The 24,914-nt window shown below is 62.5% G+C and carries 19 protein-coding genes; 10 read left to right on the top strand and 9 right to left on the bottom strand.

The window, feature by feature from the left end; genetic code table 11:
* Positions 1 to 49: 49 nt before the first annotated feature.
* Positions 50 to 2,620 (bottom strand): cell cycle histidine kinase CckA, encoded by a 2,571-nt coding sequence (gene cckA / locus ACWUKX_RS25145; protein ID WP_456009533.1) that lies wholly within the window; start codon positions 2,618 to 2,620, stop codon positions 50 to 52.
* A 373-nt stretch (positions 2,621 to 2,993) separates the two neighbouring features.
* Between cckA and ACWUKX_RS25140 the strand changes: the two genes are divergently transcribed.
* Positions 2,994 to 3,722, top strand: coding sequence for a flagellar biosynthetic protein FliO (locus ACWUKX_RS25140; RefSeq protein WP_287339092.1), 729 nt, complete (start codon positions 2,994 to 2,996; stop codon positions 3,720 to 3,722).
* A 99-nt stretch (positions 3,723 to 3,821) separates the two neighbouring features.
* Here the strand turns inward: ACWUKX_RS25140 and dksA are convergent, their stop codons facing one another.
* Positions 3,822 to 4,238 (bottom strand): RNA polymerase-binding protein DksA, encoded by a 417-nt coding sequence (gene dksA, locus ACWUKX_RS25135; RefSeq protein WP_006202025.1) that lies wholly within the window; start codon positions 4,236 to 4,238, stop codon positions 3,822 to 3,824.
* A gap of 264 nt (positions 4,239 to 4,502) precedes the next feature.
* Between dksA and ACWUKX_RS25130 the strand changes: the two genes are divergently transcribed.
* The 4 genes from ACWUKX_RS25130 to ACWUKX_RS25115 all read left to right on the top strand — a co-directional run bounded on the left by ACWUKX_RS25130 (position 4,503) and on the right by ACWUKX_RS25115 (position 8,388).
* Entirely contained in the window at positions 4,503 to 5,006 is a 504-nt protein-coding gene (locus ACWUKX_RS25130; protein WP_029352921.1) for a SixA phosphatase family protein, read from the top strand.
* 65 nt (positions 5,007 to 5,071) lie between these two features.
* Entirely contained in the window at positions 5,072 to 6,568 is a 1,497-nt protein-coding gene (locus tag ACWUKX_RS25125) for a YcjX family protein (RefSeq protein WP_456009532.1), read from the top strand.
* Positions 6,565 to 7,653 carry a YcjF family protein gene (locus ACWUKX_RS25120; RefSeq protein WP_456009531.1) on the top strand — a complete coding sequence of 363 codons (1,089 nt, stop codon included), beginning with the start codon at positions 6,565 to 6,567 and terminating at the stop codon, positions 7,651 to 7,653. Before ACWUKX_RS25125 ends, ACWUKX_RS25120 begins: the two co-directional genes overlap by 4 nt.
* A 180-nt stretch (positions 7,654 to 7,833) precedes the next feature.
* Positions 7,834 to 8,388, top strand: coding sequence for a hypothetical protein (locus ACWUKX_RS25115; RefSeq protein ID WP_029352927.1), 555 nt, complete (start codon positions 7,834 to 7,836; stop codon positions 8,386 to 8,388).
* A gap of 93 nt (positions 8,389 to 8,481) precedes the next feature.
* On the opposite strand, the gene ACWUKX_RS25110 is transcribed toward ACWUKX_RS25115, so the two are convergent.
* Complete coding sequence (locus ACWUKX_RS25110) at positions 8,482 to 8,736, bottom strand: hypothetical protein (RefSeq protein ID WP_456009530.1); 255 nt, start codon at positions 8,734 to 8,736, stop codon at positions 8,482 to 8,484.
* 261 nt (positions 8,737 to 8,997) lie between these two features.
* On the opposite strand from ACWUKX_RS25110, the gene ACWUKX_RS25105 reads away from it, so the two are divergent.
* Positions 8,998 to 10,833 (top strand): monovalent cation:proton antiporter-2 (CPA2) family protein, encoded by a 1,836-nt coding sequence (locus ACWUKX_RS25105; protein WP_456009529.1) that lies wholly within the window; start codon positions 8,998 to 9,000, stop codon positions 10,831 to 10,833.
* A 16-nt stretch (positions 10,834 to 10,849) separates the two neighbouring features.
* Positions 10,850 to 11,398 carry a DUF924 family protein gene (locus tag ACWUKX_RS25100; protein WP_456009528.1) on the top strand — a complete coding sequence of 183 codons (549 nt, stop codon included), beginning with the start codon at positions 10,850 to 10,852 and terminating at the stop codon, positions 11,396 to 11,398.
* A gap of 48 nt (positions 11,399 to 11,446) precedes the next feature.
* Here ACWUKX_RS25100 and folK read toward each other — a convergent pair whose 3' ends face one another.
* The 3 genes from folK to folP all read right to left on the bottom strand — a co-directional run bounded on the left by folK (position 11,447) and on the right by folP (position 13,260).
* Positions 11,447 to 11,959, bottom strand: coding sequence for a 2-amino-4-hydroxy-6-hydroxymethyldihydropteridine diphosphokinase (gene folK / locus ACWUKX_RS25095; RefSeq protein WP_128344559.1), 513 nt, complete (start codon positions 11,957 to 11,959; stop codon positions 11,447 to 11,449).
* A complete protein-coding gene (gene folB / locus ACWUKX_RS25090; protein WP_029352935.1) occupies positions 11,943 to 12,302 on the bottom strand; it encodes a dihydroneopterin aldolase in 360 nt (119 codons plus the stop codon). Before folB ends, folK begins: the two co-directional genes overlap by 17 nt.
* A 115-nt stretch (positions 12,303 to 12,417) precedes the next feature.
* Complete coding sequence (gene folP, locus ACWUKX_RS25085; protein ID WP_456009527.1) at positions 12,418 to 13,260, bottom strand: dihydropteroate synthase; 843 nt, start codon at positions 13,258 to 13,260, stop codon at positions 12,418 to 12,420.
* Between the two features lie 84 nt (positions 13,261 to 13,344).
* Between folP and ACWUKX_RS25080 the strand changes: the two genes are divergently transcribed.
* Both ACWUKX_RS25080 and ACWUKX_RS25075 read left to right on the top strand, forming a co-directional pair.
* Positions 13,345 to 13,962 (top strand): DUF922 domain-containing Zn-dependent protease, encoded by a 618-nt coding sequence (locus tag ACWUKX_RS25080; RefSeq protein ID WP_456009526.1) that lies wholly within the window; start codon positions 13,345 to 13,347, stop codon positions 13,960 to 13,962.
* Between the two features lie 276 nt (positions 13,963 to 14,238).
* Positions 14,239 to 15,723, top strand: coding sequence for an MDR family MFS transporter (locus ACWUKX_RS25075; protein ID WP_456009525.1), 1,485 nt, complete (start codon positions 14,239 to 14,241; stop codon positions 15,721 to 15,723).
* 66 nt (positions 15,724 to 15,789) lie between these two features.
* Here the strand turns inward: ACWUKX_RS25075 and ACWUKX_RS25070 are convergent, their stop codons facing one another.
* The 3 genes from ACWUKX_RS25070 to ACWUKX_RS25060 form a co-directional block, all read right to left on the bottom strand.
* On the bottom strand, positions 15,790 to 16,818 hold the full coding sequence (locus tag ACWUKX_RS25070; protein ID WP_456009524.1) for an NAD(P)/FAD-dependent oxidoreductase: 1,029 nt from the start codon (positions 16,816 to 16,818) through the stop codon (positions 15,790 to 15,792).
* Between the two features lie 203 nt (positions 16,819 to 17,021).
* Positions 17,022 to 17,342, bottom strand: a complete 321-nt coding sequence (locus tag ACWUKX_RS25065; protein WP_006334837.1) for a 2Fe-2S iron-sulfur cluster-binding protein — start codon at positions 17,340 to 17,342, stop codon at positions 17,022 to 17,024.
* A gap of 100 nt (positions 17,343 to 17,442) precedes the next feature.
* Positions 17,443 to 17,811 carry an Hpt domain-containing protein gene (locus ACWUKX_RS25060; protein WP_095520463.1) on the bottom strand — a complete coding sequence of 123 codons (369 nt, stop codon included), beginning with the start codon at positions 17,809 to 17,811 and terminating at the stop codon, positions 17,443 to 17,445.
* Positions 17,812 to 18,082: 271 nt separating this feature from the next.
* On the opposite strand from ACWUKX_RS25060, the gene ACWUKX_RS25055 reads away from it, so the two are divergent.
* Complete coding sequence (locus ACWUKX_RS25055; RefSeq protein WP_456009523.1) at positions 18,083 to 24,904, top strand: kinesin; 6,822 nt, start codon at positions 18,083 to 18,085, stop codon at positions 24,902 to 24,904.
* Positions 24,905 to 24,914: the final 10 nt, after the last annotated feature.

The following is a 24,914-nucleotide window of genomic DNA, read 5'->3' as shown; positions in this document are numbered from 1 at the left end:
TAATCATGGCAGTCTCGCGCCATTTCGCAAGCGCGAGAATTAGTACGCCCTAAGATTCCAGCACATCCTTGACGATTGTGGCCAGTTGCTTGAGCGAAAACGGCTTCGGCAGGAAACCGAAATGCGCGGCTGCCGGCAGGTTTTTAGCGAACGCATCCTCCGCGTAGCCGGAAACGAAGACGAATTTGATGTCCGGCTGCCGCTTGCGCAATTCGCCAAGCAGCGTCGGCCCATCCATCTCAGGCATCACCACATCGGAAACGACAATGTCGACCTTGCCGCCGAGCGCCTCGAAGACTTCCAGCGCCTCGACGCCTGAGGACGCTTCGTGGACGGTATAGCCGCGCGACGTCAGCGCCCGCATACCGCCCATCCGCACGGCATCTTCGTCCTCGACGAGCAGCACCGTGGCCGAACCAGACAGATCCTTGGCTGCGTCGGCGATCTTTGCCGGTGCAGCAGGCGCCTCGCCGGGTTCGCCCCCCGTTCTCGCCTCTGCAATGTAGCGCGGCAGGAAGATGCGGAACACCGATCCCTTGCCGACCTCGGAGTCGCAGAAGATGAAGCCGCCTGTCTGCTTGATGATGCCATAGACCATCGACAGGCCGAGACCAGTGCCCTTGCCGACCTCCTTGGTGGTGAAGAACGGTTCGAAAATCTTCTTGAGTACTTCGGGGGCGATGCCGCTGCCGGTGTCTTCGACTTCGACCACCACATAATCGGCCGGCGCAAGTTCGCGATAGGGAAGGCTCTTGCTCTCCTCTGTGGTCACATTCCGGGTGCGCACGGTGAGATCGCCGCCGTTCGGCATCGCATCGCGCGCATTAACCGCCAGATTGACCACCACCTGCTCGAACTGTCCGATGTCGACCTTCACCGGCCACAGATCGCGGCCATGATCGACCTTCAGCTTTATGTCGTTGCCGACCAGACGGGCCAGCAGCATCCGCAGATCGGCTAGCACGTCGGTCAGGTTGAGCACCTCCGGCCGCAGCGTCTGCTTGCGCGAGAAGGCCAGAAGCTGCCGCACCAGCGACGCCGCCCGGTTGGCGTTCTGCTTGATGTTCATGATGTCCGGGAAGGACGGGTCCGACGGGCGATGATTGGTCAACAAAAGGTCCGACGCCATGATGATGGCGGTCAGTACATTGTTGAAGTCGTGTGCGATGCCGCCGGCAAGCTGGCCGACCGCCTGCATCTTCTGGCTTTGAGCCATCTGGCCCTCGAGCGCCTTTTGCTCGGTGGTCTCGACGGCGTAGACGATGGCCGATTCTTCGGCGCCCTCGCCGGTGCCGTCGGCGACCGCGTTGACGTAGAAGCGCATATGCCGTTCTTCATTGCCGGGCAGCAGCGTATCGATTGGTTCGATGTCAGCCTGCCTTTGTCGCGCTTTCTCGAACGCCGCGGCAAAGGCGGGCCGGTCGCGCTCATGGATCACCGAGTCCAGCCGAACGCGCCGATCGACCGCGTCCCCGTCGACGACGGAGGAAAACAGCGACAGGAAAGGCGCGTTGGTGCGCAAGATGCGCCCGCTGTTGTCGACAGCTGCTATTGCCATCGGCGTCGAATTGAAAAAGCGGGTGAAGCGGATCTCCGAGGCGCGAAGGTCGGCAGAAGCGTCCTCGCCTTGCGTCCGGTTGAGCACGATGGTGCGCGTCGGACCGTTGACGCCCTCGCGGCTGGCCGTGACCCTATGCATGAAACGCACGGGCAGCGCCTCGCCCTTCACTGTCGTCAGATCGAGATCGATGACCGCATTGCGCGTGGTGCCCGGATCGGCCTTGACCGAGCGGACCAGCGCCATGCCGTCGCCGGCGACGATCTCCGGAAGGGTGACGGCGCCAGGCGTGAAACTCGTCAGGTCGATGCCCAGCCACTCCGCAAGCGTGGCGTTGATATAGGTGACGCGGCCTTCCTGATCGGCCGAAAAGAAGCCGGCCGGCGCATGGTCGAGATGATCGATGGCCTCCTGCAGATCGAGGAAGAACCGCTCTTGCTCGGCCCGTTCTTCCGAGATGTCGGCGAGTTGCCAGGCGAGCAAGGGCAGCCGCTGGCCCGGGACGCTGAAGGCGCGGGCGCGGGCACGATACCAGCGCGCGCCCGGCTCGGCGCCGGGTCGAATGGATTGCGCAAGCCGAAACTCCCCGTCGCCGGGCTGGCCGTCGCGCAGGCCGGAGGCGAGCCGGTATATGGTCACTGAGGCCTCGGGAACGTCGGACAGCAAACCTTCGACCGTCTTGAGATCCGCCGCGGACGCCGCGCCCGTCATGTCGGCATAGGCCCGGTTGGCGTAGACGACACGACCCTTGGTGTCGGTGACCAGAAGACCCTGCGACATCGAATCGACGAAGGCTTTCGACAGCTCGTCACTCGTCGAGCGCGGTGTGATCTGCACGAAGCCGATGGCGGTGGCGAACAGGAAGCCGACACCGATCATCGCCAGCACACCAAGCATTCCAAGCAGGAATGGGTCGCCAAGACGTTCGCGGAAAAGGCCGAAGACGATCGCGGCGCCAGTCAGGACGACGATGAAGACGATGAGCCGGGTGACCGCACCCGGTCGCGTGTTCTGGTCGACGATCGGTACCGGATAGAAATCGCCGCGCGCTTCCTTGGCCATGTGCCCCCTGCTCGTGAAATCCGGTACTTGCCCCTGCCCGGTTGAATCACATTCTCAGGGTCCGGAAAAGGCCTTGGCGGCAAATGTCCGCTAAAAATGACGCCCGTTCGGCGCCTGGTGTGGTGAATCCGAAATTCGCATTACCCTGGGTGCTGCGGGGAGCGAATTTCGGATTCACCACATCAGCAACGTGCTGAAAATCCAGTGTGGTGGATTTGAAATTCCGGAACGCTGACGCCCTCAATTCGTAGGGACTTCAAATCCACCACATTGGTGTTTCAACCTGTTCAAGAGGCGCGAAAGGCGACTTGCAGTGGCGTGCCGCAACAGTCTAGTGTCGCGTCTTCTTCGAAAGCCGATATTGGGGGCACCAATGCTGCAGTGGCTGGATAGTGTGGCGGGTCCGGGTTATGCCGCGGCAATCCTGTGGACGTTTGTCGCGCTTGTCCTTTTGGTCATCATTCTCCTCATCGTCAAGCTGGTCCGCAATCTGACCTTCGGAACATTCGTTGCCGGCGGCAGGAACCGCAAGACGCGGCTGGCGGTCATGGACGCCACCGCTGTCGACAGCCACCGCCGGTTGGTGCTGGTGCGCCGCGACGACATCGAGCACCTGCTGCTGATCGGGGGCCCGACAGACGTCGTCGTTGAACGCGACATCCGGCTGTCGGCGCTGCGCCGTCCTGCGCTGACCGGAGATGGCGGTGGCCATCAGCCGGCACCGCGGCCGCGCGCGCCTCAACCAGCTCCTGCGCCAATGAGGCAAGCACCGCCTCCGCAGCCGGTAAGCGCGGCCCCGACGCCTGTCCGGCCCCATCAGACTGCACCAGCGCCAGCGCCGAAGCCAGCGCAAAGCCATCAATCGGCGACCATCACGCCGCTGCCCGCCTACGCCAATGCCGTTCGACACGCGCCATCGCCGGCAAGACAGGATTCCCCGGCAAAGCAGGATTCCATTGACGATACGCTGATGAGGGAGCTCGAGGTCTCGTTTGATGTCCCGCAGCCCGCGCCGGAGAGCAAGCCGGCGGCAAAGGCGCCGTCGTCTCTCGATGACGAGATGACGAAGCTTCTAGGCGAGCTTTCCAGCCAGAAAAGATAACCGGCCAGAAACGGGCCAGCGAACAGGCAACAAAAAAATGGCCGGAGACCGGCCATGACGAAATTCGCTATTGCTGCTTTTAGGCGATTCGCCTGTGCTTCAGTCGTCGCGGTAGACCTTCTCGCGGCGCTCGTGGCGCTCCTGCGCCTCGATCGACAAGGTCGCGATCGGACGCGCATCGAGCCGCTTCAGCGCAATGGGCTCGCCGGTCTCCTCACAATAACCGTAAGTGCCTTCATCAATGCGCTGAAGCGCGGAATCGATCTTTGAAATGAGTTTTCGCTGGCGATCGCGGGCGCGAAGTTCGATGGCGCGGTCGGTTTCCGAAGAGGCGCGATCGGCGAGATCGGGGTGGTTGGCGTTTTCCTGCTGTAGGATTTCGAGAGTTTCGCGCGCTTCGCGCAGTATGTCGTTCTTCCAAGTGACGAGCTTCAGCCGAAAGTAGGATTTCTGCCGCTCGTTCATGAACGGCTCGTCTTCGGAGGGTACGTAATCGGCGGTAACGATGTCGTTCATTCGACTCACCCAAACAGCCCCAATTTTGGCGCCTATATATTCGCGGACCGAATACTGCACAAGCGCAATCGACGACAGTTTCACGCAATTGTTAATGTCGGGCAAAATGCTATGGGCCGCATCATTCGCATGAAGGGCGCGACCGAATTCGCGTATGATTCGTTGGGTTTGAAGGGTGCCGGCCATTGTGCGCAAGGCGTTTCTCATGGCTAATCCTGCATCGCCTTTTGACGGGTTTCGGTGTTTGGCACAAGCGAGGGGCCGGTGAGCAAGCTTTATCTGTTGAGGCATGCCAAGGCCGGGTGGGCTCTGCCGGGCATGCGCGATTTCGATCGTCCCCTCGACGCATCCGGCGTCGCCGACACCGAAACGATGGGTGCGGCCATGCGGGCCCGCAGCTACATTCCGGACCTCACCCTTTGCTCCAACGCAAAGCGAGCGCGCCAGACCCTGGAAGGTCTGGCCGGCCACATCGATACAGGCCGGGTCCTGTTCCTGGACACGCTCTACAGTGAGGACGCCGCCGGCTATCTCAACCTCATCCGCAGCAATGGCGGGCCTAGCTCGCTGCTCATCATCGGCCACAACCCGATGACGGAAGATCTCACTATCGCGCTTTCGGGCGACGGCGACGAGGCTGCGATGGGAATGCTTAATCACGGCTTTCCGACTTCCGGCCTTGCCGTCGTCCGCTTTCCGGCCAGTCTTGCCAACGCCGCGCAAGGCACCGGCTATCTCGAAGCCTTCGTGACGCCGGCCGATCTCTGACGCCATTTCAAACCTAGGCAGCAGCGTCTATATCGGATCGTACCGAAGCCCCGAGAGACCGCATTTTGGCATCATCGCTGACCACTTTCACCGACGAGGCGAAGATTGCCCTGGATACGCTGTCGGGGCGCGCTACCGGGCTTTTTTCGCCATCACTGCGACTGGGTGTCACTGGTCTTTCCCGCGCGGGCAAGACGGTGTTCATCTCAGCCTTTGTCCACAATCTGATCCATGGCGGGCGCTTGCCGCTGTTCTCGGCGCAGAAATCGGGACGCATCGCCCGTGCCTTCCTCGAAGAGCAACCGGATGACGCCGTACCGCGATTCCAGTACGAGGATCACGTAGCGGCTTTGGTCAACGATCGCCTGTGGCCGGATTCGACACGTGCCATTTCCGAGCTGAGGCTCACCATCGAATATGAATCGGCCTCCGCCTGGAGCCGCATGTTTTCATCAGGCAGATTGTCGGTCGATATCGTCGACTATCCCGGCGAATGGCTGCTGGACCTACCGTTGCTCGGTAAATCCTACGCTGATTTCTCGCGCGAAGCGTTCGAGATGGCCGTGCTGCCGGTGCGCGCCGACCTTTCGCAGGAATGGCGCTCGCTCTCCGCCGCAGTCGACCTGAATGCGGACGCCGACGAGATGACGGCGCGACGCCTCGCCGAGAGCTTCGCCGCTTACCTCAAGGCATGCAAGCTCGACGAGCGGGCGCTTTCGACCCTGCCGCCCGGCCGTTTCCTGATGCCCGGCGATCTTGAGGGCTCGCCGGCGCTGACCTTCGCGCCCTTGCCGGGCCAGAGTGAGCGGCGGGCGCGTTCCGGGTCGCTTCAGGCGATGATGGAGCGGCGCTACGAGGCCTACAAGACATACGTCGTAAAGCCGTTCTTCCGGGAGCACATCACGCGCCTCGACCGCCAGATCGTGGTGATAGACGCCCTGCAGGCCCTGAACGCAGGCCCCGGCGCGATGGCCGATCTCGAACGTGCGGTGACCGAAATCCTCGCCTGCTTCCGCCCCGGCCGCGGCAATTTCCTGACTGACTTTTTTTCAAGGCGGATCGACCGCATATTGGTGGCGGCGACGAAGGCGGACCATCTGCATCACGAAAGCCACGAACGGCTGCAGGCGATCGTGCGGCGGCTTGCCGACCGCGCCGTGGCGCGAGCAAATTTCACCGGCGCCGATGTCGACGTGGTCGCCCTGGCGGCGGTGCGCGCGACCCGCGAAGGCACGGTCAAGCAAGGCCGTGAGACGCTGCCAGTCATCATTGGCACACCGTTGAAAGGTGAAAAGATCAACGGCGAAACATTCGATGGAAGAACCGAAACAGCCATATTTCCCGGTGATTTGCCGGAGAAAATTGATGCAGTGTTCGATGTCTCTGGACCAGACCATCGGCAGAACCCGGGCCATCGGAAAAGCGATGAGGACCCGGCGATACGCTTCGTGCGCTTTCGCCCGCCAAAGCTCGAACGCACGGCTGAAGGCGTCACGCTGTCGCTGCCGCATATCAGGCTCGACCGCGCCCTGCAGTTCCTGATCGGAGATCATCTGGCATGACCGCGCCCCGCAAGCCGGCGGCATTTCGCATCGAGCCGGAAGCCCCGCCAAAAGAAAGGGCAGCCTTGCGCCAGCCCGACGCTCCATCGGCCAGAAAGCCGCGCACCGTGAAGGCTGATCTTGCCGTCGTCACTCCGGCGGAAATCGACGTTTTCGACGAGCCGGACATCATCGTCGCCGAACCGCCGCCGGCGACCGCGCCGCGGAAGCGTTCGACGTTCGGCACCCTGTTCTTCGGCGCATTGGGCGTTCTGGTTTCGCTGGCCCTCGGCCTTTGGACCGACCAGCTGATTCGCGATCTGTTCGCGCGTGCCGAATGGCTGGGCTGGCTGGCCGCCGGCATGGCCGTGATCGCGCTGCTGGCGCTTCTGATCATCCTCGTCCGCGAATTCCTAGCGATCACCCGCCTCGCCGAGGTCGAAAAACTACAGAAGCGGGCACTCGACGCCATTGCCCGCGACGATCCGAAGGCCGCTCGCGCCGTGGTCGACGAACTCTCGGCCTTCGTCGCGGCCAAGCCCGAAACCGCGGCCGGCAGACGCGCGCTGGCTGACCTGCGCGACGAGATCATCGACGGTGGCAATCTGGTGCGCCTTGCCGAGACCGAAATCCTCGGCCCCCTCGATGCGCGCGCCAAGGTGATGATTCTCGAAGCGGCAAAGCGCGTGTCGCTGGTGACGGCTGTCAGCCCTCGCGCTTTGGTCGACGTCGCCTATGTCGTGTTCGAAGCGGGCCGGCTGATTCGCCGCCTGTCGGAGCTTTATGGCGGCCGGCCGGGCACGCTGGGGTTCTTCCGGCTGGCGCGCAGCGTTCTCGCCCATCTGGCGGTGACCGGCTCGATTGCCGTCGGCGACAGTTTCGTTCAGCAGATCGTCGGCCATGGCCTCGCTGCTCGGCTCTCGGCCAAGCTTGGCGAAGGTGTCGTCAACGGCATGATGACCGCGCGCATCGGCATTGCTGCGATGGAGACCGCAAGGCCCCTGCCCTTCAGCGCCGCGAGACGGCCCGGCATGGGTGATTTCCTGTCCGCGCTGACATCGTTTGCAACCAAAAAGCAGAAGGAGACATCCGCTTCCGACACGTGACAACCGTCTCCAGAACCGCACGTCCTGGTGGGAGGCTGTAGCCCTTTGATTTCGCGCACGATCCCAGCGCAAATCGCTCCCGATTTTCGGGGCCATGCGCTAGTGGTGACGAAGCATTAACCAATCTTGTTCATGGTCGGACGGGTTCCAAACCAGACTCTTTGTTGCCGGATGTCGTCGATGAAAAGCGTGATCTTGTCCAGTGTCCTGCCCATAGCTGTCGTGGTTTCAACAACTGCCGGCATGGCCGAAAAGACCTTTGCAGCAGAACGAGACAAGAAGTTCTTTCAATCCGTGGAAGGCGAATGGGTCGGCCCGGGGGAAATCGTCGCCGGCAAATACAAGGGCACGAAATTCACCTGCAATTTCACCGGCTCGACACCTGACGGCAAGATCGGCATGTCGCTCGACGGCGGTTGTCGGGTCGGCATGTTCACCCAGCAGATGTCGGCGACGATCCAGCACAAGGGCCGCGAGGGCTACAAGGGCAGCTTCATGGGCGGTGCCGCCGGTTCCGGCCTCGACATTATCGGCGGCAACGTGGTCAGCGCCAACAAGGTCGTCTTCACCATCAACCGCAATCAGTTGCGCGGCGTCATGCAGGCTCTTGTCCCCAACGACAATTCGATGACGGTGACGGTTGCGGTGCGCGTCGACCAGCAATTGGTGCCGGTCATCGGCATGAAGCTGAAGCGCGTCGATACGGTCGAAGTCGGCTCCATCGCGCCGAACTGAGCGATTATCTGCGCGTCCGACAGGACGTGCGGCGGCGCTATAAAAAAGCGGCGGCCACGGCCACCGCTTCTTTTGCAAAACTCAAATCGATTCTCAGGCCTTGATGGCGGCAGTCAGCTCGTCATAGGCCTTGCAGGCCTCGTCCGCCGTCGTCGCGCCCTGATACTCGGCTGTGACCGCCTGGACCTTGGCGGTGAGATCGGCCGCCTTGGCCGGATCCTTGGTAATTGCCTCCTGAAGGGCTGCAGTCATGTCATGAGCCTTCTTGGTCAGCATTTCAGTCGTGCAGTCCGGCGCGTTCGAGCAGGCCGATCCGGCAAGTGCCGCGATGCCAACGGCAACAAGCAAAAAATCTTCATGTCAGTCGTCTCCCTCAAAAAAAGACGGCGGATTTGATCGTCGTCCGCCCTTCACGGCCAAAGCCGCGCGTCCTTAGCGCCCGATTGCTGCAACACGCAGCGCAGCGGTGCATAAAGCTGTGGAGCGCGCCTGCAACACTGCTGCACCAGTTTCCGGATTCGGACTGTTCGATTTCAGCCGAAGCCCGTATCTTGGCTGCTCGATGCCGCAGCACGTGCAGCGGTCTCTAGAGAGAACGGAACGGCAGGCATGGCAGCAGAAGCAGCGGGCAGCGATCTGATCCACGTGGTGGCGCTGCTCGCCGCAGGTGTTGTCGCCGTACCGATCTTCAAACGCGTGGGGCTTGGTTCCATCCTCGGCTATCTGGCGGCCGGCGTGGTCATCGGCCCGTTCGGCATCGGCATCTTTTCCGAATCGGAAGCGATTCTTCACGTCGCCGAGCTCGGCGTCGTCATGTTCCTGTTCATCATCGGGCTGGAGATGCAGCCGTCGCGGCTGTGGGGCCTCAGGCGAGAGATCTTTGGCCTTGGGGCATTGCAGGTCGGCGTATGCGCGCTGTTGCTGACCGGCGTCGGACTGGCGGGAGGTTTTCCGATCTCGCAATCCTTCGTCGCCGGCGCCGGCTTCGTGCTGACCTCGACAGCGATCGTCATGCAGCTTCTGGAGGAACGTGGTGAGATCGCTGCGCCCAAAGGCCAGCGCATCGTCTCCATCCTGCTGCTCGAGGACTTGGCGATCGTGCCGTTGCTGGCCCTGATCGCCTTCCTGGCGCCGGGCGGCGCCGATATGAGCTTGACGCAGCGGCTGACGGAGGTGGGCATAGGCCTTGCCGCCATCGTCGGGCTGGTGTTGGCCGGGCGTTATCTGCTCAATCCGTTCTTCCGCATCCTGGCGGACGCCCGCGCCCGCGAAGTGATGACCGCAGCCGCCCTTCTGGTCGTTCTGGGGTCGGCGCTTGCCATGCAGCTCAGCGGCCTGTCGATGGCGATGGGCGCCTTCCTGGCCGGCGTGCTTTTGTCCGAATCCACCTTCCGCCATCAGCTGGAGGCTGATGTCGAACCATTCCGCGGTGTGCTGCTCGGGCTGTTCTTCCTCGCTGTCGGCATGTCGCTCGACCTGCATGTGGTCATCGAGAACTGGCGGCTTGTCGCCATCTACGTCGTTGCCTACATGGCGATAAAGGCGATCGGCATCTATCTCGTCGCCCGCATCCTCAAGACCGGTCACCGGGAAGCACTCGAGCGCGCCGTCTTCATGGCGCAAGGCGGCGAATTCGCCTTCGTTCTCTATTCCGCAGCCGCGGCGGTCGGCATCATCGACAGCCAGGCTAACGCGACCCTGACGGCGATCGTCATCATCTCCATGGTGCTGACACCGCTGGCCATTCTGGGACTGCGGTATCTGACGCCGCGCGACGAGCAGTCGCTCGAAGGCGTCGACATCGCCGATGGCCTTACCGGCAGCGTGCTGATCATCGGCTTCGGCCGCTTCGGCCAGATCGCCAGCCAGCCGCTGCTGTTGCGCGGGATCGATGTGTCGATCATCGACAATGAGGTCGAGATGATCCAGGCGGCGGCCGATTTCGGGTTCAAGGTCTATTATGGCGACGGCACGCGGCTGGACATTCTGCGTGCCGCAGGTGCCGGCCGCGCGCGCGCCGTGTTGATCTGCGTCGACAAGCCCGATGTCGCCGTCCGCATCGCAAAGCTCGTCAAGGCGGAGTTTCCCCTGCTGACCGTGCTGGCACGGGCTTTCGACCGCGGAACCGCACTGCAGTTGATACGTGCCGACGTCGATTTCCAGATTCGCGAAACCTTCGAATCGGCGCTTGTCTTCGGCGGCTCCACGCTGGAAGCGCTGGGCGTCGACCCGGAGGAAGTCGCCGAGGTGATCGAGGATGTCCGCCACCGCGATGCTGCCCGTTTCGAGTTGCAGCTCGCCGAAGGCGTTCGCGCCGGAGCGCGCTTCCTCAAGGGCAATATCGGCACGCCCATTCCGACACCGCTCAGCCAGCCGCGCCGCACCGGTCAGGCGCTCAATGAAGAAACCGCCGGCGTTCTGCACAAATCCGAGCCTGCGGACTAAATACCTGGAGCAACAGATGACCGAACTGGACGAACGTGCGCTCTCCGTCACCAGATTCTGGCGTGACGCCGGGAAAGATGCGTGGTTCGAGAAGAATGACGCCTTCGACGCGGAGTTCCGCAACCGGTTTCTCGACCTGCACTACGCTGCCGCACGGCGTGAATGCGATGACTGGTCGGAGCATGCCGAAGGCTCACTGGCACTGATGATCCTGCTCGACCAGTTCCCGCGAAACTGCTTTCGCGGCACCGGCCATATGTATGCAACCGACCCGCTGGCGAAGCATTTTGCCGAAAAGGCGACCGCCGCCGGCCAGGATCTGGCGCTCGACGAAGACCTGCGCGCCTTCCTCTATTTGCCGTATGAGCATTCGGAGCATCTCGCCGACCAGCTCAAATCGATGGACCTTTTTACCGCCAAAGCCCAATCCTATCTGAAATATGCGGTCGAGCACCTGGAGATCATTCAGCGCTTCGGCCGCTTTCCGCATCGAAACAGGATGCTTGGCCGCGAGACGACGCCGGAGGAACAGGTGTTCCTCGACGGGGGCGGATTTTCCGGCTGAGCTCAGTGCATCGGAGCCAAAACTGGTTAGAGGTTTTGGTCCGATGCTTTAGGTCAGCCACCAATCCCGGCCAGACGGCAGTCGCTCGATGCCGGCGCTGTCGAGTGCGGCAAGCCGCTCCGCCACGCTTCTGCCGTCGACGGTGAGGTCAGGCGCGATCTCGGCCAGCGGCGCCAGAACGAAAGCGCGCTCCAGCATGCGCGGATGCGGCACTTCCAGCCCGGATTCGTGGATAATCCGATCGCCGAACACCAAAATGTCGATGTCGATCAGCCGTGGACCCCAGCGCTCCTCGCGCACCCGCTTCAGTCTGCGCTCGACGTCGAGACAGAGATCGAGCAATGCGTGTGGTGCGAGCACAGTCGAAATTTCGGCAGCCGCATTGAGAAAATCCGGCTGGTCGAGCTTGCCCCAAGGCGGCGTGCGGTAAAGTGAGGAGACGACAACGACGCGCGCGTTCTCGTCAGCGTCCAGCATACGCAGCGCAGCGCCCATCGACCTTGCCGGGTCCCCGAGATTGCCGCCAAGGCTGAGGTAAACCGTGTTATTCTGGCCAGACAACGGTCACCTCGACATGATCGAGCACACCGGGCACTGGCGCATTCGGCTTGCGCACGGTGATCTCGGCCTTTTTGATCTGAGGAAACCGGGCCGTCAGCGCCCGGGCCACCTCCAGCGCCAGCGCTTCTATCAGAAAACGCCTCTCGCCGGTTATGATCTTTTCGATCACTCCGAAGGCGACACCATAGTGGACGGTATCCTCGATGGAATCATCGACCAGCGCGCGGCCGGGTTCGACGGAGAGCGCAGCGTCGACATAGAAACGCTGGCCGAGCGTCTCCTCCTCATCCAGCACGCCGTGCCGGGCGAAGAAGGCGCAGTTCTTCATGCGGATGACATACATCGCTCAGCGTCCCGCTCGATTAGAGCGACGTGCATCCACTTGGACGCAAAAACTACGCTCTAACGCTTTCAATCTACGCATCCTGCTTTCCGAAAATCGATTTTGATTTTCGAGCCTATGCGGTGGTTTCACGGGCCAGCATAGCATCCGCAAGCGCCAGCGCATCCACATTGATTGCGACATCGTGGACGCGAAAAAGCTGCGCGCCCTTGAGTCTCAGGATAACGCTCGTCGCCGCTGTTCCGGCCCCCCTGGCCGAGGCGTCGCGGCCGGTGACGGCGCCGATGAAGCGCTTTCGCGATGTACCCGCCATCAGCGGAAAGCCCAAGGCATCAAGTTCGGAAAACCGTGCCATCAGGTCGAGATTTTCCTCCGCTGTTTCCTTGGCGAAGCCAAAGCCCGGATCGAGCACGATTTGGTCGTCGGCAACGCCGCTTTGCCGGGCGATTTCCAGTGACTTCGTGAGGAAGGAAAACTGATCCTCGATAACGTCGGGCAGTTTTTGCCTGTCACGTCCGGTGTGCATGATGACCAGCCCGGCGCCGGTCTCGGCAGCGACCCGCGCGACGCCCGGTTCGCGCTGCAGGCCCCAGACATCGTTGACGATATGGGCGCCGGCGGCGACGGCAAGCCGAGCGGTGTCCTCGCGATAGCTGTCGACCGAAATCAGCGCCTTGCCAAGCCTGGCGAGCGCCTCGATGACAGGCAGCACACGGGCCTGCTCTTCCTGGACGGCTACCGAAGATGCGCCGGGGCGTGTCGATTCTCCACCGACGTCAATGACGGAGGCCCCCTCTTCCACCATCCGGCGGGCCTGGGCCATCGCCTGTTCGGGCGCAACGAACAGTCCCCCGTCGGAAAAACTGTCCGGCGTGACATTGAGGATACCGACGATCACCGCTTTGCCGCCGAGGTCGAGATGACGCCCATGCGCCAGTTGCCATCGCCGTGTCGTCATTGTCCATCAACCATGTGTGATCCGCCAAAGATCAATTCCGTTGCGCCGGCAGCGGCCGTAGCGCATGGTGGGCAAAGAGGCAACATGATGAAACGATCACTGCTTTGCGCCCTGATGCTCGCTTTTTCTGCCTTCCCGGCGGGCACCGCGAGTTTGGTAAAGACATATAGCTACTTTAGCATCGGCGGCAGGACGCTCGATGATATCGGAACCCAGCTTACGAAACTTGGGCCCCAGGTAAAAAGTACAGGGATGCGGCATCCAGGCGCGACGCAGATGGCGTTCACCACCCGCGTCAGCTATGCGGAAAAATCGAATTCCTGCGCGATTGCCGACGCCAACGTCACTCTCAAGGTCAAGGTGATCCTTCCCGAGTGGCGCCGCTCGCGCAAGGCTGATGCGGGCGTAAGGCTGTTTTGGGATACATTGTCCGCCGACATCAAGCGCCATGAGGACCGCCATGTCGAGATCGCCAAGAACCATGCCCGCGAACTCGAGGATGCGCTGAAGGCGACCTATCCGCAAAAGACTTGCCAGCGGGCCAAGGCCAAGGCCGCGGAGATCGCCGCCGCTATTCTTGCCAAGCACGACCGGGCCCAGATGCAATTCGATCGCGTCGAGACAATCAATTTCGAGAGCCGTATCCTGCGTCTGCTGCGCTATCGCATGGAGCGCATCGAGAACGGCCGACTGCCGGGTTAGCTTGGGCCAGATGGTAACGATTTAGGCATTGGCAGGGCCTTCGCCTCGACACGTCCGAGATCGCCTGCTATTGCCACGCCGCTGTTATCCGAAACGCATGCCGGTCGGTAGTCCGGCGATCCTGCCTGGCGGGATTCGAAGCCCCGTTGCCCAACGAGGTCCACAGCCCAATTCAGAGGGTCCGATTTCCGGCCTGTCGCCGTCACCGGCGCTTAGACGGACGGCCCCGGCTCTTCCTCTGGAAGCAGTGTCGCCGCAGGCGGACGGAGTGGATCGATGGACAAATCTGTCAGCGAAGCGGCCACGGCGCCGGTAAAGGCGTCGCCGCTGACGGAAAGCGAAAAGAACGCCATCATCGGCGGTGTGCTGCTGTCGATGCTGCTGGCGGCGCTCGACCAGACTATCGTCGCGCCGGCAATGCCGACCATCGCGCGTTTGCTCGGTCATGCCGAATATCTGCCGTGGATCGTGACCGGCTACCTTCTGACCGCGACCGCCACGGCGCCGCTCTACGGCAAGATCTCCGACGTCTACGGCCGCCGGCCGACCGTCTATGCGGCAATCCTCATCTTTCTCGCCGGATCGCTCGTCAGCGCCATGGCGCTCAACATGCTCGTCCTGGTCGTTGGACGGGCGATCCAGGGCGCCGGCGGTGGCGGCCTGTTCGCCCTGACCCAAATCGTGATCGGCGACCTCGTTCCGCCGCGCGAACGCGCACGTTACGCGGCCTGGATCGCAGGCACATGGGCGGTTGCCAGCATCGCCGGGCCGCTGCTCGGCGGCTCCTTCGCCGAACATCTGCACTGGTCGCTGATCTTCTGGATCAACATCCCGCTCGGCCTCCTGGCCATGGCGATCATCGACAAGCCGCTCAAGAAACTGCCCGTCGCCGCAAAGCATCACCGCATCGACGGCCTCGGCGCGCTGCTTCTTGTCGTGGCCACCGCGTTATTGCTTCTTGCACTGAACTGGGGCGGCAGCGCCTATCCTTGGGCGTCGCGCGAAATCCTCGGGCTGCTCGCTTGCTCGGCTGTCTTTAGCGGCGCCTTTGCGCTGCGGCTCATGCGCGCGGCCGAACCGCTGATCTCGCTCGAAGTGCTCGGCAATCCGATCGTGCTTGCCGGCACGCTTTCGATGTTCCTGCTGCAGGCCGCCAATGTCGGCCTGGCGGTCTACCTGCCCGTCTATCTGCAGTCGGTCCTTGCTCTCTCCGTCAGCAATTCGGGCATCGCGATGCTCGGGCTGTTGCTTGGCACCGTTGCAGGCGCGACATTCAGCGGCCGCATGATACCGCGCTTCGTCCATTACAAGCGGATCGCGCTCGCAGGAACGATCTTCGCCATAGCCTGCCTCGGCCTGCTCAGCCTCATCGCCGGACACGCCTCGCTGGTGGTTGTCGAGGTTCTGACGACCTGCATAGGGCTGGGTGCCGGGACGACGTTTCCGGTTGTCACCATTGCGGTCCAGAACGCCGTCGACCGCCCGCATCTTGGTGTCGCGACCGGCGTGCTGGCTTTCCTTCGCTCGCTCGGCAGCGCGCTTGGTGTCGCCATGCTCGGCGCGGTCGCCCTCGGCTATGGCCTGCCGTTAGCCGGCGAAGCCGCGCAGGCGGCCGGCCATATCGCCTCGGCGACCCCGTTCGTAATGATCTTTCTTGCCACCGCGGCGACGCTGCTTGTATCGCTTGTCACGCTCGGCCTGATGCCCGAGAAGCCGCTGCGCGGCCATGCCGAGACCGCGGCGCCGATTCGCGTTGAGTAAAATCAATGACCCAGGTGCGTGTTAAGATTCAGATCAGGCCCGGCATCATCTTGAATATCAACACCGCTAGCCGGCGACGCCGAGCTTCTTCTGCAGGCTGGTCGACGAGGTCGTATACTGGAATACGATTCGCTCGCCGGGGCTGACGATGCGCTTGGCTGCCTGCGCCATCAGGGCGACCTCATGGAAGCCCGACAGGATCAGCTTCAGCTTGCCGGGGTACCAGTTGATGTCGCCGACGGCGAAGATGCCCGGTACCGATGTCTGGAATTTCTCGGTGTCGACCGGGATCAAGTTCTCGTGAAGATTGAGCCCCCACTCGGCGATCGGTCCGAGCTTCATGGTCAGGCCGAAGAACGGCAGCATCCGCGTGCACGGCACCTCGATATCGCCGCTGGGGCCTTTGATGGTCGCGGAGGAAAGCTGGCCGTCGGCGCCGGACAATCCCGCCACCTGCCCTACCTGGAAATCCAGTTCTTTCATCTCCTGCATGGCGTACATCTTGTTGACGCTGTCGGGCGCCGCGCGAAACTCCGGCCGCCGGTGGACTAGCGTCACGCTCTTGGCCACCGGCTGCAGGTTCAGCGTCCAGTCGAGCGCCGAATCGCCGCCGCCGACGATAATGAGGTCGTGGCCGCGAAATTCCTCCATCCGGCGAACCGAGTAGAAGACGCTCTTGCCCTCATAAATCTCGATGTGCGGGATCGGCGGCCGCTTCGGCTGGAATGAGCCGCCGCCGGCGGCGATAACCACAACCTTGGCTTCAAAAACCTCGTTCTCGTCAGTGAGGACGCGAAAGCTGCCGTCCTCGAGCTTTTCGAGGCTCGAGATCATGCGGTTGAAGGTGAAGTCGGGCTTGAACGGCGCGATCTGCTCAAGGAGCCTGTCGACCAGGCCCTGCGCCGAAATCGATGGCCAGCCGGGAATGTCGTAGATCGGCTTTTCCGGATAGAGTTCGGCGCATTGCCCGCCAGGGCGATCGAGTATGTCGATGAGATGGCATTTCATGTCGAAGAGGCCGAGCTCGAATACAGCGAACAGGCCGACCGGCCCTGCCCCGACAATCAATACGTCCGTCCTGGTGATATCGGTCATGAATGCGCCTTCAATCCGCATGACCGCGAAAATCGAAATCGATTTTCGCTGGAGATCATGTGCCAAATCACGGTGCTATAGCGTCCTTTGCGCGTCCAAGAGGATGCGCGGCGCTATAGAGAACGGCGAGACACTGCATGACCATTGGCCCGCTGCCAAGCCGGGACCCGAAAAATCGGCTACAACGCTTCAGCCTTCACGCTTCAGCCCTGGCGGGCGGGCACGCGCACAACCAGGCCGTCGAGAGCGTCGCGCACCTTGATCTGACAGGAGAGCCGTGAGTTCGGCTGGACATCGTAGGCGAAGTCCAGCATGTCCTCTTCCATCGCTTCCGGCTCACCGACTTCCGCCGTCCATGCCTCGTCGACATAGACGTGGCAGGTCGCGCAGGCGCAGGCGCCACCGCACTCGGCCTCGATCCCCGGCACGGCGTTGCGGATCGCGTTCTCCATGACGGTCGAGCCGTTTTCGGCATCCACGTCAAAATGTGTGCCGTCATGGGCGATGAAGGTCAGCTTGGTCATTTGTCACCTGAAGGGAGTTCCAGCCGAGATAATCACTCCAGCAGACAAGTCAACTGCCGCGCGAAAGCGGCGCTCTATGCCGTTTTTTTCGGAAATCGGTTTAACGGCTGATGGCGGCGACGAAATCGCGGACTTCTTCGATCAGGGCGCCAAGCCGCTTGAGGGTATTGGTATCTTCAGGTTGAAGTTCGATCGCGCTGGCGCAATCGGCAATAGCGAAGGCGCCGACGCCGCGCGCCGAACCTTTCAGCCCGTGCGCAAGAAGCAGTCTTTGCCCCACATCGGCGTCGACGATCCTGTCGCGAACGGACAGCGCCTGCTGCACGAACAGCGCCAGCACCTCCTGTTCGAGGTTGCGGTCGCCCATCGTCTGACGCGCCAGATGCGCCAAGTCCACCGGCCGCGACCCGGCCGTTCCCGATACGTCGCCGCCGGGCATCGAGAAGGCAATGCCGTTTTCGCCACGCATGATTCTGCAACTCCGTTCATCCAGCCGCAAAAAATAGGCCCATCCTGTGGATGACGGGTTAATGATTGGCCCGGAAAAATGTTGCGATATCGGCGCCGGAATCACAGTTCTGTTAACCTTATATTTAAAGTTTTACGTATCGCGCCGAATGCATGTTTTCTTTACCCCGGTGTGTCATTACGATACGACAGGTCCATTTTCAGCCTCTTGCGTGGGACACGACAAGCAGAATCAATAAGTCCCGCGGCAGCTTGTACAGGGTAGCGAAGGCATGGCGAAGAAAACAACGACGAGAACGCTCGACAACGACGTAGCCAGGGAACTCGAAAAAGCACTTGAAATCGATCTGAGCGGCGATGCCGGCGGCGACCTCGACATCGCAGCGTCGATGGAAGATCTGGAAGCGCAGATATCGCAGGCTGCCGACGAGTTGGCACGCGAAGGCCGTAACCAGAATGCCGAGCCTGTCGCCAGCCAGAGCGAGAATGCCGAGCCCGTCGCCAGCCAGAGCCAGAAGACGGAGCCTGCCGCCAACCAGGACCAAAAAGCCCAGGACCAGAAAACAAAACCCGCGGCAAAGGACGAACTGCGCCCTGTGGAAACGCGCAATGGCACGCAGCCGGCCGGCTTCACGCCGGCCAATGACCCTCGTCAAAAAGATTACAAAACGCTGCTGCATACCCTCAATCGGCGTGCCTCGAACACGATCTACTGGGTCGTGGCGCTCGTTTCGCTTGCCTGGATCGCGGGCGCCGGTGCATTGGCCAACTTGCTGTTTGGACCAGGCATCTGGCAAATCCGCACGCCCGGCCAGTTTTTCGCCCGTCCCGAACTGATCGGCCTGGCGATCGCTGCGATCCTGCCCGTGCTGCTGTTTTGGGCGTTTGCAGCCATGATTCGCCGCGCGCAGGAGATGCGCATCGCGGCTCAGTCGATGACGGAAGTGGCCTTCCGCCTGACCGAGCCGGAAAACATTGCCCAGGATCGCGTCATGATGATCGGGCAAGCCGTCCGCCGCGAGGTGGCGGCCATGGGTGAAGGCATTGAGCGCACGCTTGCGCGTGCCGTCGAGCTCGAAACCCTGGTGCACAGCGAGGTGAACCAGATCGAACGCTCCTACTCGGAGAATGAATCCCGCATCCGCTCGCTTGTCGACGGGCTGGGCAGCGAGCGCGAAGCGGTGGTCACCCACGCCGAACGCGTGCGCGCCTCGATCACCGGCGCGCATGAGACGCTGAAGGACGAAATCGGGGCGGCCAGCGACATCATTCGCGACAGCATTCTCAACGCCTCGACCAACCTGTCGATGACCATAACCAATTCCGGCGACACCCTGATCGACAGGATCAACCAAAGCTCGTTGTCGATCTTCGATTCGGTGGAAGGCCGGCTCGAATCGATCACGGACCGGCTGTCGACCTCCGGCGAAGCCTTCGCCAGCCTTCTCGATACGCGCATCGCCAAGCTGACGGACACGACCGACGGCCTCACCCGGTCGCTGACCGACCTGCTCGACGATCGGACCTCCGGCATGGTGTCGTTGCTCGGCGGCGCCGCACGTACGCTCAACTCCGAATTTGAAGCCAGCCTTGACGGCATCGAGCGGACGCTGGCCGAACGCGGCCAGGCGCTGATTAGTGAATTTCAGACCCGCGCCGAAGCGCTGGACACCGGCACCCAGAAGCTCAACGCCGCCCTCGAGGCTCGCGCACGCCAGATCAACGAGACGCTGGTCGAGCGCGCGCGCGAAATCGCCCATACCTTCCAAGAGAGCAAGGAGACGCTGTCGGCGATGATCGATCAGGGCAAGACCCAGATCGGCGCCGACATGGCCGACATCGTTTCGTCGACTTCGTCCATGCTTGAAGCACGCGCAGGCGATTTCGCAGGGCGCATGGAAGCGGCCCGTCATGTGGTGTCGCGCTCCTTCGACGCCGACATCCAGCGGCTTTCCGATGCCCGCGTCGGCATCGAAGAAGCCGTCGAGAACCACAGCCGCAAGCTTTCCGAAAGCCGCGAACGCATGGCGGCGGCAATGCAGGCCGATCTTGCGAAATTCGCCGAAAGCCGCGCCGGAATCGACGCGGCTGTCACCGACCAGGTGCAGAAGCTTGCCGAAGGCCGCAACCTGATCTCGCGCGCCCTCGAAGAGGATCTGCGCAAGGTCAACGAGTCAAGCGCCGCCATCGATGCTTCGCTCGGCAGCCATCTCGAAAGGCTCGAAGAGGGCCGCAACAGGCTTTCACAAGCCTTGAACGAAGACTCCGGAAAACTTGTACAAGCCCGTACGATCATTGACGAAATGGTTGCCGGCCATGTTGGCAAGCTCGCCGAAGGCCGCAGCATTCTTTCACGCGCCCTCGAGGCCGATCTCGGCAAGCTGGCCGACAGTCGCGCCAGCATCGACGGCCTGGTCGCCGGTCAGGTCGAGAAGATCGCCGAAGGTCGCGCCATACTTGCCAAGGCGTTGGAAACCGACATTGTCGGCATCAAGGATCTCATCCAGAGCCATTCCGCCAAACTGGCGGAAGACCGCAGCCTGCTTTCGCGCTCGCTCGAAAACGACCTGTCCGGTATCCGAGGCCTGATCGAGGACCATTCGGGCAGGCTCGCCGACGATCGCAGCCTGCTTTCGCAAACGCTCGAGGCAGACCTCGCCAAATTGGCGGAAAGCCGGTCGAGCATCGACGGGCTGGTCGCCGGTCAGGTCGAGAAGCTGGCCGAAGGCCGCGACATCCTTAAGCGCGCGCTGGAGTCCGATCTCAACACGATCAAGGACGTCATATCAGGCCAGTCCGAAAAGCTGGCGGAAGACCGTGGTCAGCTTTCGAAGGCGTTGGAAACGGACCTGCAGAGCGTGGATGGCCTTATCTCCGATCACATGAACAGGCTCGCCGAGGACCGTTCAATCCTGTCGAAGGCACTCGAAGACGACCTCGCCAAACTGGCTGAAAGCCGGTCGAGCATCGATGGTCTGGTTACCGGCCAGGTCGAGAAGCTGGCCGAAGGCCGCGACATTCTCAAGCGCGCGCTGGAGTCCGATCTCAACACGATCAAGGACGTCATAGCAGGCCAGTCCGAAAAGCTGGCGGAAGACCGTGGCCAGCTCTCGAAGGCGTTGGAAATCGACCTGCAGAGCGTGAACGGGCTTATCTCTGATCACATGAACAGGCTCGCCGAGGACCGTTCAATCCTGTCGAAGGCACTCGAAGACGACCTCGCCAAGCTGGCCGAAAGCCGGTCGAGCATCGATGGTCTGGTCACCGGCCAGGTCGAGAAGCTGGCCGAGGGCCGCGACATTCTCAAACGCGCGCTGGAATCCGATCTCAACACGATCAAGAGCGTTATCGCAGACCAGTCCGAAAAGCTGGCGGAAGACCGCTCGACCCTGTCCAAGGCGCTCGAAGACGACCTCGCCAAGCTGGCGGAAAGCCGGTCGAGCATCGACGGGCTGGTTGCCGGCCAAGTCGAAAAGCTGGCCGAAGGCCGCGACATTCTCAGACGTGCGCTGGAAGCAGACCTCAATACCATCAAGGGTGTCGTCGCCGACCAGTCGCAGCAGCTGGCCGACAATCGCGCTCAGTTTGCGCAGGCGCTGGAAGCCGATCTCGGCAGCGTCAACGGTCTTGTAAACAGCCATGCCGAGAAACTCCTCCAGGAGCGCTCGACCCTGTCCAAGGCACTCGAAGACGACCTCGCCAAACTGGCGGAAAGCCGGTCAAGCATCGACGGGCTGGTTGCCGGCCAGGTCGAGAAGCTGGCCGAAGGCCGCGACATCCTCAGACGCGCGTTGGAAGCAGACCTCAATACCATCAAGGGTGTCGTCGCCGACCAGTCGCAGCAGCTGACCGACAATCGTGCAGAGTTTGCGCGGGCGCTGGAGGCCGATCTCGGCAGCGTCAACGGTCTCGTAAACAGCCACGCCGAGAAGCTCATCCAGGACCGCTCGATCCTGTCCAAGGCGCTTGAAGACGACCTCGCCAAACTGGCGGAAAGCCGGTCGAACATCGACGGGCTGGTTGCCGGCCAGGTCGAGAAACTGGCCGAAGGCCGCGATATCCTTAGACGTGCGCTGGAAGCAGACCTGCAGAAAATTGCGGCGAGCCGCGGCGAGGTGGACGACATCATCGCCGGGCATGTCGGCAAGCTGGCCGAAGGCCGCGACGCGCTGACCCGTGCGCTGGAGGACGATCTCTCCAAGCTCGCCGATACGCGCAAGGAAGTCGACCGTTCCCTGTCCGGCCATATCGACCAGATCGCCGCCAGAAGCACCGACATTTCGGACGCCATTGCCGCTGACGTCGAAAAGATCGAGCAGGCGTTCAGCCGTCAGACCGGCATCATCGAGGAGCGCGCCGGAACCATGGAGCGCGCGCTGTCGACCGGTGTCGACAACGTCCGCAGCGTGCTCGAAAAGAGCGCCGTCTTCGTCGCGGGAGCGCTGCGTGAAAAGGTAATAGAAGTCACCAGCGCGCTGCATGAGCAGGCCGGCGCGGCGTTCAGCGACGCCGACCGCAAGATCGCCGAGCGTGCCGAGCAGACCTCGGCCGCCTTGCTCGCCAGGGCGGAGGATATCGCCCGCACCTTCGAAGAGGCGGACCGCCGCCTCGCCGCACGTGCCGAAGACACGTCGACTGCGCTCATTGCCCGCGCCGAGGATACATCGAGCGCAATCATGGCCCGGGTCGACGACACATCGAACTCCTTGCTGACGCGCGCCCAAGAGACGGCCGACCAACTGGCCGCTCGTGCCAGCGAGATCGCCGGTACATTCGATGCGGCGGACCAGAAGCTGGTTGCCCGCGCGGTCGAAACGGCGCAGTCGCTGGCGGCACGCGCCGGCGACATCCTGCGCAATTTCGAAGGCGCCGACGAACGGCTCGGCGTGCGCATCGGCGAATCGGCCGAAGCGCTCGCAGCGCGAGCATCGGACCTTGGCCGCATTTTCGATGCCGCCGACCAACAGCTGATCTCGCGCATCGCCGAAGGTTCGGAGGCGCTGTCGGCCCGTGCGTCGGAGATCGGCCGTATCTTCGACGAGGCGGATCACCGTCTGGTATCCCGCATCGCCGACAGCACGTCGACGATCGGAGAACATGCCGACAACATCGTCGGGGCCTTCGCCAGCACCGAGCAGCGGGTTGCCGAACGTGCGCGGCAGACCGGTGAGGAACTTGCCGTCCACGCCCGTGAAATCGAGCAGGCGCTCGCCGGCGCCGACGAGCGCCTGGCATCCAGCGCGGCGGCTGCGGCGGCTCGCGTCGAGGAGCAGGTTGCCGGCGTCGAAAACCGTCTCGTCTACACCACCGAAACGATAGGCCAGAAGCTCAACGAACAGGTTTCGACCGCTGAGGCGCAACTTATTTCGCGCGCCAACGCGATCGCCGAAACCTTCACTGCGGTCGGCCAACATATCGGCCAGAGCACCAACGACGCGGCGAAGACCATCGGCACCAACACCCGCGAGCTCAACACCATGCTTGCGGCACGTTCGGCCGAGATCTCGAAAATCCTCGACGAAACGGCACGGCCGCTGGTCGAGCGCTTCGCCCAGGGCGGCTCGGAACTGCAAAAGAGCATGGAAGAGGTGACCGAACGCGCCACCGAGAAGCTCCGCAGTGAAAACGCCACCCTCGTCAATGCGCTCGCCAGCCGCACGGCCGAAACATTGTCGGCCGTCGAAGGCGCGCGCTCGACGCTCGCCGACAGTGTCGCCGATCTCATCGGCCGTATGAGCACCTCTAGCTCGCAGCTCGGTCAGTTGATCGAGCAGGCGGCGGCCAATCTCGGCCAGGTCGACGAACGCCTGACCGGCAGCACGCAAAGCTTTGCAGCGACCACGGAAAAAGCCGCGCAGACCTTCGCCAGTTCGGCACGCCTGGTCGATTCGAACACGACACGGCTTACCGAGCTGTCATCCGCGACCTTGCGCGAGGTTGCCTCGATCGCCACCAAGTTCGACGAGCACAGCCGATTGCTGTCCAGTGCTTCGGATCTGTTGAGCTCGGCCCAGAGCAACCTCGAACACACGTTGGAAAGACAGTCGTCGCTGGAGGATCTCGCCGTAGGCCTGGTTAAGAAGTCGGAGGATCTCGAAAAGGTCATGCGCTCGTTCGAGGATCTGGTCGGCCAGACGTTGCAGAACGCCGAAGGCAAGACTCTGGAGTCGGCGGACAAGATCCGTACCGCCATCGCCGACGTGGTCGATTCGGCAACGAAGCGCTTCGCCGACGCGACCGAGGAGATGCGGCGCACCGCCGGCTCGATCAAGAGCGAGCTCGACCTCACCCGCGCCGAGCTCAAGAAGGGCGTCATCGAGATGCCGGAAGAGGCAAAGGAATCGACCACGGCCATCCGCCGCGCCGTTTCCGAGCAAATCAACGCGCTGAAGGAATTATCTGAAATCGTTGCGAAATCGGGCCGCAGTACCGACTCCTCGGAGCCGCGCAACCTGCGTCCTGCGCCGCAAGCGCCTGCCGCGCGCGCCACTGAGCCGCTGCGCCGTCCTCCGGCCCAGCAACCCGAACCTCTTGGCCCGCAGGCGCCATCGGGTGACACCGCACTGCGCGGCACGCTCGACCTGGAACGCCCGGCCGAGGCGGCGCCGCGCCAGCGGGACCCCAATGGCCGTACGCCGCAGGGCGGCTGGGTGCGCGATCTTTTGACCGGGGCATCGCGCGAAGAGGGCGCCAAGCCGGCGGCACCTTTGGAAGCGCCACGCTCGGCACCTGCCCAGCGCTCGCCGCTTCACGTCGTGGAGTCGCTTAACTCGCTTTCCGTAGACATCGCCCGCGCCATCGATCACGACGCCTCGATCGAGCTTTGGAACCGCTACCGGCGCGGCGAGCGTGACGTGTTCACGCGGCGTCTCTACACGCTGAAGGGCCAGCAAACTTTCGACGAGATTCGCCGCAAATATCAGATGGAGGCGGAGTTCCGCGTCGCTGTCGACCGCTACTGCGACGATTTTGAAAAGCTGCTCAAGGACGTGTCGCGCAACGACCGCGACAACATGATGGCGCAGACCTACCTGACGTCGGACACCGGCAAGGTCTATACGATGCTTGCCCACGCCAGTGGCCGCCTGCATTGATCAGACGATA

It is taken from the genome of Mesorhizobium sp. f-mel (assembly GCF_053850215.1).
Note: the sequence above shows the minus strand (reverse complement) of the source record. Positions and strands in the feature narration are given on the sequence as shown.

Bases quoted from the DNA above. Each gene is read 5' to 3' on its own strand.
- cckA (WP_456009533.1), bottom strand. From the start codon at position 2,620: ATGGCCAAGGAAGCGCGCGGCGATTTCTATCCGGTACCGATCGTCGAC.
- ACWUKX_RS25140 (WP_287339092.1), top strand. From the start codon at position 2,994: ATGCTGCAGTGGCTGGATAGTGTGGCGGGTCCGGGTTATGCCGCGGCA.
- dksA (WP_006202025.1), bottom strand. From the start codon at position 4,238: ATGAACGACATCGTTACCGCCGATTACGTACCCTCCGAAGACGAGCCG.
- ACWUKX_RS25120 (WP_456009531.1), top strand. From the start codon at position 6,565: ATGACCGCGCCCCGCAAGCCGGCGGCATTTCGCATCGAGCCGGAAGCC.
- ACWUKX_RS25115 (WP_029352927.1), top strand. From the start codon at position 7,834: ATGAAAAGCGTGATCTTGTCCAGTGTCCTGCCCATAGCTGTCGTGGTT.
- ACWUKX_RS25105 (WP_456009529.1), top strand. From the start codon at position 8,998: ATGGCAGCAGAAGCAGCGGGCAGCGATCTGATCCACGTGGTGGCGCTG.
- ACWUKX_RS25100 (WP_456009528.1), top strand. From the start codon at position 10,850: ATGACCGAACTGGACGAACGTGCGCTCTCCGTCACCAGATTCTGGCGT.
- folB (WP_029352935.1), bottom strand. From the start codon at position 12,302: ATGTATGTCATCCGCATGAAGAACTGCGCCTTCTTCGCCCGGCACGGC.
- folP (WP_456009527.1), bottom strand. From the start codon at position 13,260: ATGACGACACGGCGATGGCAACTGGCGCATGGGCGTCATCTCGACCTC.
- ACWUKX_RS25080 (WP_456009526.1), top strand. From the start codon at position 13,345: ATGATGAAACGATCACTGCTTTGCGCCCTGATGCTCGCTTTTTCTGCC.
- ACWUKX_RS25075 (WP_456009525.1), top strand. From the start codon at position 14,239: ATGGACAAATCTGTCAGCGAAGCGGCCACGGCGCCGGTAAAGGCGTCG.
- ACWUKX_RS25070 (WP_456009524.1), bottom strand. From the start codon at position 16,818: ATGACCGATATCACCAGGACGGACGTATTGATTGTCGGGGCAGGGCCG.
- ACWUKX_RS25065 (WP_006334837.1), bottom strand. From the start codon at position 17,342: ATGACCAAGCTGACCTTCATCGCCCATGACGGCACACATTTTGACGTG.
- ACWUKX_RS25060 (WP_095520463.1), bottom strand. From the start codon at position 17,811: ATGCGTGGCGAAAACGGCATTGCCTTCTCGATGCCCGGCGGCGACGTA.
- ACWUKX_RS25055 (WP_456009523.1), top strand. From the start codon at position 18,083: ATGGCGAAGAAAACAACGACGAGAACGCTCGACAACGACGTAGCCAGG.